This window comes from Moritella sp. (genome assembly GCF_033791185.1).
Classification (GTDB): Bacteria; Pseudomonadota; Gammaproteobacteria; order Enterobacterales; family Moritellaceae; genus Moritella.
In genome coordinates this window covers 1-13,185 of record NZ_JASJHF010000307.1, presented here as the reverse complement: position 1 = coordinate 13,185, position 13,185 = coordinate 1, and the positions used below count along the sequence as shown (strand labels likewise).

The window sequence follows — 13,185 nt, the reverse complement described above, 5'->3', positions numbered from 1 at the left end:
CATGGTCAACAGCTTAAAACTGGTGCTACAGAACTTAGACACTTAATTATGATTAATTCAGACTTAGGCCAGCCTAGAGCTGACCAAATAACACGACAATACTTCATGCAATATCGTGCAGATAAGATGGCAGAAGGTATGAAGGCGACGTCAATTAATCGTAACCAGACTCGGCTGAGTAGTGTTTTTACCGCGTTGATTAAAGCAGAAGAATTCCATAATGAACATCCGTTCAAAGGTATGGGAAAGTTAAAAGAACGAGTATCGGAAATGGGATTTTTAACCAAATCCGAAATAAAGCAGTTATTAGCAAGCCTTACTGGTGATGAATTGCATATTGCTAAGTTATGTCTATCCACCGGTGCGCGCTGGAGTGAAGCTGCGGAATTGAAAAGTAGTGATATTGTGCACGGACGAGTGACGTTTGGTGATACGAAGAATGGTAAAAACAGAACGGTTCCTATTACTGATGAACTTTTTAATGAAATATCACATGGTAAAAGTGGGCGCCTGTTTAATGGTTCTTACAGCGAGTTTCGTAACGTACTACAAAGCCAAAACTTTAAATTACCTAAAGGTCAGGCTTCGCATGTTTTACGACACTCATTTGCGAGTCATTTTATGATGAACGGTGGCAATATATTAACGTTACAGAAGATCTTGGGACATGCCACAATAATGCAAACAATGACCTATTCACACCTTGCACCAGACTATTTAAATGAAGCAATGAAGTACAATCCAGTGTCCACATTATGACCCAATTAGTACTACTCAATGGTGTTTACTGCCACTTGCTAAGGATAGAGAGCCCCGTAACACGGGACGAAGCCTATTGTGGCGGGGGTTCATTAGCCTCCTTAGGGAGGCTTTTTTGCTATTAAGGTATGCCATAAAGCAAACCCTAACCGTCAGCTGTTATCGTCGTAATCAATTCTTGCTGTATCACAGCAGCTTTGGCTATTTCGATTTGGCATGTTCCCGCAGCTATATGCCCACCACCACCGTATTTAAGCATTAGCTCACCGACGTTAGTTTTCGAATTACGATCAAAGATAGATTTTCCCGTTGCAAACACTATGTTCTGCTTTTGAAAGCCCCACATCTTGTGAATAGAGATATTACATTGTGGAAACAATGCATAAATAATAAATCGGTTACCCGCAAAAATAGTCTCTTCAGCAGTCAAATCTAAAACGACCAAGTTGCCCTGTATCGTTGCACAGCGCTCAATTTGCTGCTTAAACATAACCTCGTGTTCTCGATACAAGTCGATACGTTCTTTAACGTCCGGTAGTGTCAGAATTTCTTCAATGCCATGATCTTTGCAGTAATCAATCAGATCCATCATCAATGCATAATTCGAAATACGGAACTCACGAAAACGCCCGAGTCCGGTGCGCGCATCCATTAAAAAGTTTAATAGGTTCCAATCTTTTGCATCGAGCACCTCGTCACGATTAAATTGTGCAGAGTCGCCTTTATCAACCGCCGCCATCATTTCAGTCCACTGCGCAGGGAATGTATCGAGACCACCATAGTAATCCCAAACCACCCGTGCTGCAGAAGGCGCATCAGCATCAATAATATGATTAGGGCGTTCGCCTGTATTACGGATAGTTTCTGATAGATGGTGGTCAAAAATCAAATTAGCATTTTCAACATAAGGTAGGTTGGTGACGATATCATTCGGGGTAATGTCTATTTTGCCATCTTGCATGTCTTTAGGATGAACGAATTTAATGTCACTGATAAGATTTTGCTGTTTTAAAAGTACCGCGCACACTAAACCATCAAAATCACTACGTGTTACTAATCTATATTTTTGTCCTGACATATACATTCCTTTGTCACATAAGTTTAAACCTAAGATGACTAAAGATAACCGTATAGAAGTGTGAGAATCAAGCGGAGATTACCCGAGATAGGGGTTGCAGTTACCCAAGCTTGATCTTGCGCGCAAAACAAGCTCAAGATGGGTAAATAAAATCATAAATTACTTCATTTTAACTTAACGACGTCACCGGATACTGTGGTCTGATAACCGTTCAATATCCATGCCCAAAACCAATCTTCTTGTACTTCGACATTAATAAGTGCGTCACCACCTTGCTTGGCAATTGCTGCATTTTGAGCACGTACAAAACGGTCATTTTGTTGGATCGGAATAAACTGAAATAACATGATGCCAGTTGCTGTCGCTTGACCTGGTCCAAGAACAGTATATTCACTCTCGTCGAGACTTTGTGTTTTCATCGATGTGCCAGAACAACCCACTAAAATTACTGACGACAACAAAATAGTACTTAATGCTTTGACCATTTTCATTAACAAACCCTCACATTGTAGTTGAAGCCTATAAGTAGACTCATTATGACTAAGTCTAGTGGTAGCTAAATAAAATGCCATCCGATGTAATGAATAGGCAAAAAGAAAGCTTTATTTACTGATAACATGCGACTTTTTAAGATTTACATCCAAAAAAACAACACCAAGTTCACCTTTTTAACACTGCCATTATGCGAAAAGGTAATAATGAACTAAGTCGCACTTTAGTATGATTAAATAATAACTACTTTCATCTGCAACCCGCTTAATCACTCCTTAACACTTTATTGTTTTGCATTAACTTGCTATAAACATATTTAAAACATTTAGTATGATGTTTATGTGAAATATAAACCTAACAGCTGTAACTATATTAGGGTATTAAAGGGAATTAACATGGGTTCGTTATCAGTTCAGTGGAAGATAACTTTGCTTTCTGGGTGTTGCATTTTGCTTGTCGCAATATCATTAATCAGTTTTACACTTTCATCATCAACTTCCAATCAAGAAATTATTCAGCTCCAAACCAGTGATTCTGTCGGTGAAAAGTCCGAACAATTGCTCATGAGTGAAGCCAATACACAAGCCTCTATTGTGCAAAAATATTTAGATGAAGCGACCTACCGAGCCGAAATGTTAGCCGAGAGCATCGCCTTCTTGCAGTTTAACGCTGAAGAAAACTTTACCAGTAGCGATCAATTGCGTATATCGGTCTCTGAATTGTTAAAACGTTCGGTACAAAATTTCGATAATATGCATGCCGCGTTTACCACCTTCCTACCCGATATGCTCGATGGTGAAGATAACAATTATACCAATGCCGATTATGTCAGCTCTAATGATCAAGGCCGTTTTTCTGCGTATTGGTACCAGAGTAACCAGAATGAACCAACACTGACCATTAAAAGTGAACAACAGATCAGCAATAGAGCGCAGGCTGCCAATGGGCAAGCAAACAATTACTGGTATAGCTGTAGCACCACCAATAATCGCATGTGTGTCATTGAACCTTACTTATACAATGAAAATGGTCGTTCTGACTTAATCAGCACTATTACTGTACCGCTGCGTAAAGACGGTGAAATCATTGGCGTCACAGGCATAGATCTAAAAATAGGCGTATTACAACAATATGCGTTACGTGCAGACCAAGCCTTATTCTCTGGTGCAGGTACAGTACAAATTGTCAGTAATAACGGCCAGTTAATTGCAACTGACGGTGATGGTTCCGCAATTGGTAGCCATATAAGCGACCCACAAATAAAACAATGGCTCCTTGATGGCGTAACACAATCACAGTGGAGCAGCGATCAGCAATCTTTAACTGTGTTTATGCCGATTAAGCTAAATGCCATCAACTGGGGTATTGTTATTACGATGCCAAGAGTCAATGTGATGGCCGATGCCCTCGCGTTAAATCAGCTGATTGCAGTTCAAGCATACGACACCCTTAAGATCCAAGTAGTCACCGGGATTATCGTAACCCTACTCGGTCTCTTGATTATTTGGTTGGCGGCAGTGAAGTTAGTGGCGCCGATTAAAACTGTTGCTAAGCGCCTGCAAGACATCGCTAGCGGCGAAGGTGATTTAACCCAACGACTGGATATCAAATCTGCCGATGAAGTTGGCGAACTGGCAATGTGGTTTAACCGCTTTTTAGATAAGCTGCAATATACCATCAAAGATGTGATTAAAACCGCGGATACCATGAGCAACACCTCGCAACAAGCGGGTGAAGTAGCAGAGCTATCACGCCAAAGCAGCGAATCACAGTTTAAAGAAGTGGATATGGTCGCAACAGCGTCTGAAGAGATGACACAGACATCGGCATTAGTATTAGAAAATGCCGACCGAGCCGCTGAAATGGCCAGTAAAGCTGAACACTCAGCACAAGGCGGTCAAACCGTGGTTCAACAATCCGCAGAGAGTATGCAGGAATTAGTCGATAAAATGGCCATGGCAGTACCCATTGCTAATGAACTAGAAAAAAATGGCGGCAACATTAACGCCATATTATCGGTGATTGAGGGCATTTCCGAACAAACCAACCTACTGGCACTCAATGCAGCCATTGAAGCCGCGAGAGCCGGAGAACAAGGCCGTGGCTTTGCTGTTGTAGCAGATGAAGTAAGACACCTTGCCAGCCGCACACATGACTCCGTAGATCAAATTAGAGTCGTGATCGAAGAGCTGCAATCGGGTACACGCAGGGTAACAAGCGCAATATCTGAAGGTAACCACCTTGCTCTTGCAACGGCAGAACAAGTAAAACAAGCGGTGGTAAGTTTGGCTGACATCTCATCGTTTGTCGCCGATATTCAGGTAATGAATAGCGAGATAGTCAACGCTGCCAGCGAACAAAAAACAGTATCAACAGAGGTAAACGGGAATGTGGCCAATATCCGCAACCTTAGCCAATCGATTTTAGAACACTCAACCGCTGCCGAGCAAATCGGTCAGGATATCGCGAAGTTATCGTCACAGCAGCAACTATTGGTTGGACAATTTAAAGTCGATTAAACACCAAAAAATAGGTGTTAAGATAGGATAAAAAGCTATCACCAGCTGAACTCTTTCGCTTGTGATAGCTTTTGGATAACTACGAAGGTTGAAGATTTAATGTATTAGTAATATCAGCTGCACTATGACGTTCATTTAATACTTCCCAATCTTCGCCAGATGTACGATTAACAATACGACCACGTTGCACCGCAGGACGGGCCGCGATATCGTTAGCCCAACGTTGCAGATGTTTATAGCTGCCAGCATCTAAGAATTCAGCAGCATCATATACTTTACCTAACACTAAGTTGCCATACCAAGGCCAAATTGCGATATCAGCAATACTGTAATCGTCTCCTGCAATAAACTTATTATCAGCCAGCTGTTTGTCTAACAGATCAAGTTGACGCTTAATTTCCATGCTGAAACGGTTAATCGGATACTCAAATTTTTCGGGGGCATACGCGTAAAAATGCCCAAAACCACCACCTAAGTATGGCGCTGAGCCTTGTAACCAGAATAGCCAATTCATGACAGTGGTACGTTGCGCAATATCTTTTGGTAATAAATGACCAAATTTATCGGCTAAATAAAGCAAGATAGCACCCGATTCAAATACATTTATCGGCGAGCCTGTCGATTGATCAACTAATGCTGGAATTTTTGAATTTGGATTAACCCCGACAAAGCCAGATGAGAATTGCTCGCCGTCGCCTATTTGAATAAGATGAGCATCATATTCTGCTTCTGTAACACCCAAGGCTAACAACTCTTCAAGCATGATAGTCACTTTTTGGCCGTTTGGTGTAGCTAACGAATAAAGCTGCAAAGGGTGGCGGCCAACGGCTAATACTTTATCGTGCGTGGCACCAGCGACAGGGCGGTTGATTGATGCCCAAGCACCCCCACTCTCTTCATCGTTTGCCCAAACTGCTGGAGGTGTATATTCATTTTCCATAATCTTTCCTCAGTGCTGCCGATTTAAAGTTGAGTAAATTTACCATTACGTATTCAACTAATATAGTCGTGAAACAAAAATTAAATCTAGTCGTGAAACAAAAATAAAATCGAGAAGTAAGTTAACCAAGCCTTATGATTAATAGCAATGAAAAAAGCACTATATGCAATATATAGTGCTTTATTAAATTAAACTTCATAATGACTAACAACAGGCAGTGTTATTGCCTAACAGCGTTAACCTCAGCTTCCTCGTTATCAAATGACAATTTATAGCCAAGTGATACATGATGGTAGCGTGATTTTGTATAATCATCGTGAATAGCAAAACCAAAGTTATAGGTATTAGCTGTATCCAAATTGATATCACCTTTCTCACCAGAAACGAGTTTACGTTTGAAGATCACGGTTCTAATTCCGGCAATGAACGTAGACTCAACAGTCGCGCCTTGGCCATTATGCATTTGTCTTTCCGCCAAGATTGAACCATCTTCAACTTTTTTGGTGCCAACACTATATCGAATCAGGTCCATATATTTACCTTCATCTACTAATGCTTCGATATCAGACTCATCTTTGAGTTTATCCCAGCCGCCAAGTTTTTTGCCTCGACGACCTTTTAACTCAACTTTAGTACGGCTTTCTTTAATGTACTTAGTCACGATATTCGAAATTTCAGTACGACCAGCTAATGTACTACTGCTGTATTCATCATTAGTTGGTTGCAGCGGCATACTCTCTGCATCAACATGGCAAGTACCCCAACAACCAGCTCGGTCCGCATACTCAACTTCATCGGTTGCTAACATTACTGCAATTTTAACGGCATTTTCTGGGTCCATTTTACCACCGTCAACAAAAGGCACAGGTGTGTGTTTACCTTCTTTCCAACTAAAGCGCATATATAGGAACTCATCATCATAAGTACTATCAACGGTCAGTGGAATTGAACCGCGTTTATTAGGGATGATTGTCGGTTCTAAGTCTTTCTCACTTTCTCCCGAAACAATACTCGCCCCCATCTCTGCAACTTCTGCGTCGTGACAATCGACACAACGTTCACCTTTAGTAAATGCGCGTTTACCACCATGATCTCGACCATGGATCCACTCTATCGAAGCGGTGCCAGGATAAAACACGGTTATTTCTCGACTCCCCGCTTTTGACCAATCCACATTGATCGCACTTTCTTGCAGGGCTGGTGCTGCAGTAGGATCGCCGGACTGAGCTTGAGTTGCCATGGCTTGTGTTACAGCCGCGTCAATTTGTGCCTGAACTTCGGCTTGAGCAAGTTTTTTGGCCTCCAATCGATCTTGTGCTTCCTTCTTCTCTGTCGCTTTAACGTTTTCCATACCTTGTTTGTATAGTTCAGGCAAAGGTCTAATGAATTCAGGATTTGGACGCTCTAACTCTTCCAACTCTTCATCTGCTAACAAGTGACGAACATTGTTATGTGCAATGCCTTTATGACAATCAATACACGTTTGCCCCACTTCAATCGCGGCCATGTGCTGTTTTCTTGCCCGCGGTTTCTGAAATTCAGGATTCATATTTTGCAAATTATGACAATTTCGGCATTCTCTAGAATCGGTTTCTTTCATCACCTTCCAGACACTTTTTGCCATGGTTAACCTGTGAGCTTCGAATTTTTCAGGAGTATCTATCTTACCCGTTAACCATGAAAATACTTCTTTAGACGCTTGCACCTTACGGATCATCTTATAAATCCAAGGTTTAGGAACCTGATGAAAGGCTTGGAACCCAGTACTCGTCAGCGTTTTGTCGCCATGGAGTTTGATTACCCCGTTCCAGAGCGTGAAGTGGTGGTTATTATTCAAGAAACAGGTCTTGAGAAACAAACCGCACAACAGCTTGTGGCATTGGGTAACGACCTACGCCGTATGCAAGATTATGATCTCGAAGAAGCCGCGTCAACACGCTTGCTTATTTACACCGCATTAATGATTAAGAGTGGTTTGGATGCCAAGCAAGCCTGTATGTGTTGTTTAGCGCAACCATTAAGTGACGAGAGTGAAACCATTAAGGCTATTGAAAGGTTGGTCGATTGTCACTTTTAACACATGAGCCGCAATCCGAAGTGCTGCAGTCAGATGTTCAACACCATTTGAGTAACCAGACTCAAAATACAGCAGATGACAAAGTACCAGGAAACATTGCGGTTTGGATCTTGATATACGCTGAGTTAACAGAGTTCGGGCTGTTTTTTGTTATCTTTTTGATTGCTAAAGCCGCTAATCCGCTTATATTTGCCGAAGGTCCAGCGCAGTTACATACCAGTTCGGGCGCCGCTAATACGCTAATATTGTTAACCAGCAGCTTTTTTGTAGCGCGAGCTATCCATGCAATCAAGCGCGACAAACTAAAAAGCTGTCAACGATGGTTATGGCTTACACTCGTCGCTGGTTCTGCTTATCTTGCGACTAAAGCATGGGAATACGGTATTAATGCTGACAACGGCATTGATGGTACCAGCAACCTGTTTTTTACCATTTATTATTACCTCACGTTCAATCACCTGCTACACGTTATGATGGGCATGTGCACCATCGGCTGGGTGCTAGTCCGTAGCTACATTTTTCCTTATAGCAAAGATGACCATGAAGGTTTAGAATCAGCAGCCTGCTATTGGCACATGGTTGATTTAGTGTGGATTATGATATTTCCGTTACTGTATGTGTTGAGGTAAAGATGAGCCAAAATAACAATCCGAAATTAATTCGTAGTAGTACCATGCTAAGCCGTCGTAACATAAATTTGGTTTGGATAATACTGATTAGCTTAACCTTAACCAGCATATTTGTTGCTGAGCAAACACCGGAAACGGCGTTAAGTATTATTACGGTTTGCTTTATTATTGCGATTAAAGGTCAACTGGTGATTGATAAACTGATTGGCTTACGCTTTGAAAATCAAAAGATACGTGCGGTTATGTTGTCGTATTTTTATATTCTTCCGGTACTGTTTATTATTGGTTTTCTGTTTCCGGAGGCGTTTTTGGTATTTGCCATCAAGCCATGATAATAGTCATTTTTTTCAATATGGTAGGCTATATAATTAAGGCTTCTAAAGGGATTAGAAACCTTAATATACAACGAGTAAGAGCGATGACATACTCATACAATTCTTATCTGAACGGCATCCCCCTCTAAAAACAGGTTAAATCTCACTATCTTTACTGATAAGCCCCTCGGCACTTATGACTATGCCAAATTTACAAAATACTCGATAAGAACTTCTGTAATCTTGGATGAGAAGGATTTTCAAAAAAGTTCGCAGGCACATCATCGACCAGTAACTGACCATCTTCCATAAACAAAACGCGGTCGGCAACTTCGTTAGCAAAGCCCATTTCGTGGGTTACCACAACCATAGTCATGCCTTCATCAGCCAGTGATTTCATCACCTCAAGTACCTCACCCACCATTTCTGGATCAAGCGCCGATGTTGGTTCGTCAAATAACATCAGATCTGGTTTCATGGCTAACGCTCTGGCAATCGCAACACGTTGCTGTTGACCTCCGGATCATTGACTTGGGTACACATCCACTTTTTCAGCAAGGCCAACTCGAGTAAGCAAGCTTATGGCGTCTTTTTCAACTTGTGCTTTAGCCAAGTTCGATACTTTTAATGGCGCCAACATCACATTCTTCTTAACCGATAAATGGGGGAAAAGATTAAACGACTGAAACACCATACCGACGTTTTCACGCAAGGTATTAATGTTGGTAGCAGAGTCGTACATATTGATGCCATCAATAGTAATGTCTCCTTTAGTCACTGTTTCTAACTGGTTTAAGGTTCGTAGAAATGTAGACTTACCCGACCCAGATGGCCCAATGATGACCACCACTTCCCCCCGCTTAACCGTCACCGATACTTTTTTAAGGGCATGACAATTGTTGGCGTATATTTTATCTACATCAGCGGCGATCACCATATCCTCGCCGTTATAATTTGCTCTAGTCACTAGTTGATAACCTCTTTTCGATGCGCTGAACGCCGAAAGACAACGTTGAAGTAAGTACAAGATAAAGCGCTGCAACTGCAAACCACACTTCAAATGTAGCGAAGCTGCCCGCAACAACTTCTCTGCCAGCTTTGGTTAAGTCGGTAATTGAGATCACCGATACCAGAGAAGAGTCTTTGATCAAGTTAATAAACTGGCCAGCCATTGGCGGTAAAGTACGCTTAAATGCCTGCGGTAAAACCACGTAAATCATGGCTTTTGGGTAACTCATGCCCAGCGATCGCGCTGCTTCCATTTGCCCAGGTGAAATAGATTGAATACCTGAACGAATGATCTCGGCAATATAAGCGCCAGTGAACACGGATAAGGCCGCAATACCTGCGGTAAATCGGTCTAAATCAAAAATCGTCCCTAAGAAAAAATAGACAATAAATATCTGCACCAGTAAGGGGGTACCACGGATTATCTCGACGTATAAAAAGGCGAAGTTTCGGCTTAATGGATTGGTGGATATACGCATTAAAGCCGCGACTAAACCAATGATTATGGCAAAAAATAGCGAAATCAGTGACAGCTTAACGGTCATCAATAAGCCTTTTAGCAGTACCCCCATGCGCTTTTGCTCAACGCTAGATATCATATCGCCAGCAAAGACTAAATCGCCGTCACTGACAAATACATCGTCCGCTTTGTCGACAATTAAAGCGGGATCACCGTTGTCGAACTCGACAGTAATCATACCGCCATCATTAATGCTAACGGTACCATCATACTCAGCAAAGGTTTCCTTTGGTGAGTCATCTATTATGTAGGGGGCAACGCGATTCCATTGCCAAGTATAATCAATTTTTTGCGATGCTGAATAGATTGAATAACCCATTGCAGCCAAGGCAATGACAAACAGTAAATGCCACATCCAATTATTATTTTTATAATGCATATTGATACCAAGTCAAAGAAATAAATAGCCAGTAGCAACAGGCTACTGGCCAATTCGCTTATTTAATTTGCTTTAACCAAGCGTCACTTTGGAACCACTTGCTATAGATACGATCGTACGTACCGTCACCTTTGATTTGGCGTAAGAAGTTATTCAGGAAATTAATCATATCTGGATCACCTTGCTTTACAGCCCAACCAAGCGGCTCGTAAGTAAAAGGTTCTAGAATAGAAGCAACTTTATCGCTATTTTGAGCAGCATAGATAGAAACAAATGGCATATCGTAAATCATCGCATCGGCTTTGCCGTTGATGACTTCCAAGGCGGCGTCTGTTTCAGTTTCAAAGGCATTGTATTTGGCTTTTTTAAGCATCCTTTTTACAACAACTTCACCTGTTGTGCCCAGTTTACTCGCCACTGTGTATTTAGGGTTGTTCAAATCTTTGTAACTGTTTATCTCACCCTTAAGTTTAGGATTAAGAATGATAGATTGACCGACAACAATATACGGGTCAGCAAAGTTCACTTTCATATTACGCTGAGCATTAACCGTCATCCCTGCCATGATCACATCACATTTACCGGTAATAAGTGCAGGAATAATACCGTCCCATGCAGTGTTGACTGGTACATATTTAACACCCATCTGCTTTGCCATCATTTTACCTAAGTCGACATCAAAGCCTATGTAACTGTTATTCTTTGATTTCATCTCAAACGGCATATAGCCAGCATCAAAACACGCGCGTAGCTCACCCGATTCAGCAATGCCATCTAATACAGCACCGGCATTAGCGCTTGCAGAACAGAATATTATTGTACTTAACGCGATAATTTTGCTGATTTTATTCTTTGTCATATTAATTCCTTGTTATATTTCTATTAATTTAGTCCATTAGTGGGTGTTTATTGATAACTGCCATTCCGTTGCATATGCGCTACTCTAAAGCCAAACTTATGCTTAAATATTTACATCTAAAAACACTGTAAATTAGCGTTCTACTCTACATTCATACCGTAAAATAGCTAATTAGACCTAAATAGAAGGGTAATTAAAAATATAAGAGTAACTATGCACCAAGTTATAATTAATAACACGGAGTTAACCCGCATAACAAAAAATTAACACCACCAACAATGCGTCCAGCATCACAAACAACAAAATAAACCCAATAATAATAAATAAAACGTAGAAAATAAGAGGTATATTTATTGAATGTTAAATATCATGGCCATAATAACCCCATAAACTAAAACAATAGTCGTGTTATAGATCAAGCTTAATATAAACAACATCTTCACCATCGATGGCAGCAGGAACCGCACAACAGAGTAATACTTCATCATCACGTAAACCCGATGGCACTTGGGTTTGATAACTGACTTTACCCGCTAATAATTTGGTTTTACAAGCACCACATTGGCCACTACGACAACCGAATTCGGGGGTCAGTCCATGATTTTCAGCAAACTCAAGTAATGATCCTTCTTTTTCAGTCCAGGTTTGTTCAACCTGCGTTTGACTAAATTCAATCACCGCAGCACTTGCGCTTGGCATAGCGGTAAACTCCTCTGAACTCACATCATGTTGACGTGTTAATGACGCTGGACCAAATTCTTCCGCTTTAATACGCGCGTTAGTGATACCTAACTCACGCAGTAAATCATACATACTTTGCATAAATTCACTGGGGCCACATAAGTAAAAATCATAATCATCAATCGCCAATACCGCTTGTAACAAGTCTTTATTAATCCGTCCTTTACGGTGGTAATCTAGGCCCAGTTTTAGGCCTGATTCAGGCTCACTTAACGCCCAGAAAGTGCGAATTCCAGCTTCGGTTAGTTCACTTAATTGCTTTAACTCATCAAAAAACGCACGTTGTTGCGCATTTCTAGCCACGGCAATAATCGTCACAGACCTTAAAGATCTAGTGCGGATCGCTTCAAACATAGTATGACGCGCCATCGCTATCATGGGGGTTATGCCAACGCCACCAGCAAGTAATACCACAGGTCTTTGCTCTGCGGCATCAAACACAAAATCACCTTTTGGTGCTTTTAACTGCACAGTATGGCCAAGCTTAATATTGTCATGCAGATAATGAGACACTAAGCCCTTATGTGCACCATCCGCTGACGTTTCCCGTTTGACGCTAATGCGTAACAAGGGATCAGCAGGCGCACTGGAAATAGTGTAAGTACGAATAACCTCTTTACCCTTGATATTCACCCTCACCGTTAAAAATTGTCCAGCTGTAAAATTAAATTTGGGTAATACTTTTACTTCATCTTTTGGCTGTAAATAAAAAGAACGGATCAAGCTACTCTCATTTACTATTTTGACTATTTGATAGTCTTGCCATTGTGTTTGGTGTGACGCGACTTGACGCTGCTGTGCTTGTCGTAGCTCAGCTTCAATCCACGTCCCTGTCATTAGCGTGTTAGGTGAGAATTCGTTGAGTCTCCA

The 13,185-nt window shown here is 41.3% G+C and carries 12 protein-coding genes and 1 pseudogene; 5 read left to right on the top strand and 8 right to left on the bottom strand.

Annotated features, from left to right (window positions below):
• On the top strand, nucleotides 1–759 hold a 759-nt coding region (locus QNK26_RS17565; protein WP_319225319.1), incomplete at its 5' end, for a tyrosine-type recombinase/integrase.
• A gap of 145 nt (nucleotides 760–904) precedes the next feature.
• On the opposite strand, the gene QNK26_RS17560 is transcribed toward QNK26_RS17565, so the two are convergent.
• Together QNK26_RS17560 and QNK26_RS17555 are read right to left on the bottom strand one after the other, a co-directional pair.
• Complete coding sequence (locus QNK26_RS17560; RefSeq protein ID WP_319225318.1) at nucleotides 905–1,837, bottom strand: exopolyphosphatase; 933 nt, start codon at nucleotides 1,835–1,837, stop codon at nucleotides 905–907.
• 164 nt (nucleotides 1,838–2,001) lie between these two features.
• Nucleotides 2,002–2,328, bottom strand: coding sequence for a hypothetical protein (locus QNK26_RS17555; protein ID WP_319225317.1), 327 nt, complete (start codon nucleotides 2,326–2,328; stop codon nucleotides 2,002–2,004).
• Between the two features lie 396 nt (nucleotides 2,329–2,724).
• Here QNK26_RS17555 and QNK26_RS17550 point away from each other — a divergent pair, with 396 nt between their 5' ends.
• Nucleotides 2,725–4,848, top strand: coding sequence for a methyl-accepting chemotaxis protein (locus QNK26_RS17550; protein ID WP_319225315.1), 2,124 nt, complete (start codon nucleotides 2,725–2,727; stop codon nucleotides 4,846–4,848).
• Between the two features lie 79 nt (nucleotides 4,849–4,927).
• Here QNK26_RS17550 and yghU read toward each other — a convergent pair whose 3' ends face one another.
• A complete protein-coding gene (gene yghU / locus QNK26_RS17545; protein WP_319225313.1) occupies nucleotides 4,928–5,788 on the bottom strand; it encodes a glutathione-dependent disulfide-bond oxidoreductase in 861 nt (286 codons plus the stop codon).
• A 220-nt stretch (nucleotides 5,789–6,008) separates the two neighbouring features.
• Nucleotides 6,009–7,625 (bottom strand): NapC/NirT family cytochrome c, encoded by a 1,617-nt coding sequence (locus QNK26_RS17540; protein WP_319225311.1) that lies wholly within the window; start codon nucleotides 7,623–7,625, stop codon nucleotides 6,009–6,011.
• On the opposite strand from QNK26_RS17540, the gene QNK26_RS17535 reads away from it, so the two are divergent.
• Genes QNK26_RS17535 through QNK26_RS17525 form a run of 3 tightly spaced genes read left to right on the top strand, consistent with a single transcriptional unit; the run spans nucleotide 7,533 to nucleotide 8,826 of the window.
• Nucleotides 7,533–7,865 (top strand): CbbQ/NirQ/NorQ C-terminal domain-containing protein, encoded by a 333-nt coding sequence (locus tag QNK26_RS17535; RefSeq protein ID WP_319225309.1) that lies wholly within the window; start codon nucleotides 7,533–7,535, stop codon nucleotides 7,863–7,865. The genes QNK26_RS17540 and QNK26_RS17535 overlap by 93 nt on opposite strands.
• Entirely contained in the window at nucleotides 7,853–8,494 is a 642-nt protein-coding gene (locus QNK26_RS17530; RefSeq protein WP_319225308.1) for a cytochrome c oxidase subunit 3 family protein, read from the top strand. The genes QNK26_RS17535 and QNK26_RS17530 overlap by 13 nt, the downstream gene beginning before the upstream one ends.
• A 2-nt stretch (nucleotides 8,495–8,496) precedes the next feature.
• On the top strand, nucleotides 8,497–8,826 hold the full coding sequence (locus QNK26_RS17525) for a hypothetical protein (RefSeq protein WP_319225307.1): 330 nt from the start codon (nucleotides 8,497–8,499) through the stop codon (nucleotides 8,824–8,826).
• A gap of 193 nt (nucleotides 8,827–9,019) precedes the next feature.
• Here the strand turns inward: QNK26_RS17525 and QNK26_RS17520 are convergent.
• The 4 genes and pseudogenes from QNK26_RS17520 to QNK26_RS17505 all read right to left on the bottom strand — a co-directional run.
• Nucleotides 9,020–9,745, bottom strand: a pseudogene (locus tag QNK26_RS17520) (amino acid ABC transporter ATP-binding protein).
• A 22-nt stretch (nucleotides 9,746–9,767) separates the two neighbouring features.
• Nucleotides 9,768–10,715 carry an amino acid ABC transporter permease gene (locus QNK26_RS17515; protein WP_319225305.1) on the bottom strand — a complete coding sequence of 316 codons (948 nt, stop codon included), beginning with the start codon at nucleotides 10,713–10,715 and terminating at the stop codon, nucleotides 9,768–9,770.
• A gap of 58 nt (nucleotides 10,716–10,773) precedes the next feature.
• The gene (locus tag QNK26_RS17510) at nucleotides 10,774–11,574 is read right to left on the bottom strand and encodes a transporter substrate-binding domain-containing protein (RefSeq protein WP_319225303.1); all 801 of its coding nucleotides are present in this window, start codon (nucleotides 11,572–11,574) and stop codon (nucleotides 10,774–10,776) included.
• A gap of 408 nt (nucleotides 11,575–11,982) precedes the next feature.
• Nucleotides 11,983–13,185, bottom strand: a 1,203-nt coding sequence (locus tag QNK26_RS17505) for an FAD-binding oxidoreductase (RefSeq protein WP_319225302.1), incomplete at its 5' end; no start/stop codon positions are given.

Excerpts from the sequence above, each read along its gene's own strand:
- QNK26_RS17560 (WP_319225318.1), bottom strand. The coding sequence starts at position 1,837 with ATGTCAGGACAAAAATATAGATTAGTAACACGTAGTGATTTTGATGGT.
- QNK26_RS17555 (WP_319225317.1), bottom strand. The coding sequence starts at position 2,328 with ATGAAAATGGTCAAAGCATTAAGTACTATTTTGTTGTCGTCAGTAATT.
- QNK26_RS17550 (WP_319225315.1), top strand. The coding sequence starts at position 2,725 with ATGGGTTCGTTATCAGTTCAGTGGAAGATAACTTTGCTTTCTGGGTGT.
- yghU (WP_319225313.1), bottom strand. The coding sequence starts at position 5,788 with ATGGAAAATGAATATACACCTCCAGCAGTTTGGGCAAACGATGAAGAG.
- QNK26_RS17535 (WP_319225309.1), top strand. The coding sequence starts at position 7,533 with ATGAAAGGCTTGGAACCCAGTACTCGTCAGCGTTTTGTCGCCATGGAG.
- QNK26_RS17525 (WP_319225307.1), top strand. The coding sequence starts at position 8,497 with ATGAGCCAAAATAACAATCCGAAATTAATTCGTAGTAGTACCATGCTA.
- QNK26_RS17515 (WP_319225305.1), bottom strand. The coding sequence starts at position 10,715 with ATGCATTATAAAAATAATAATTGGATGTGGCATTTACTGTTTGTCATT.
- QNK26_RS17510 (WP_319225303.1), bottom strand. The coding sequence starts at position 11,574 with ATGACAAAGAATAAAATCAGCAAAATTATCGCGTTAAGTACAATAATA.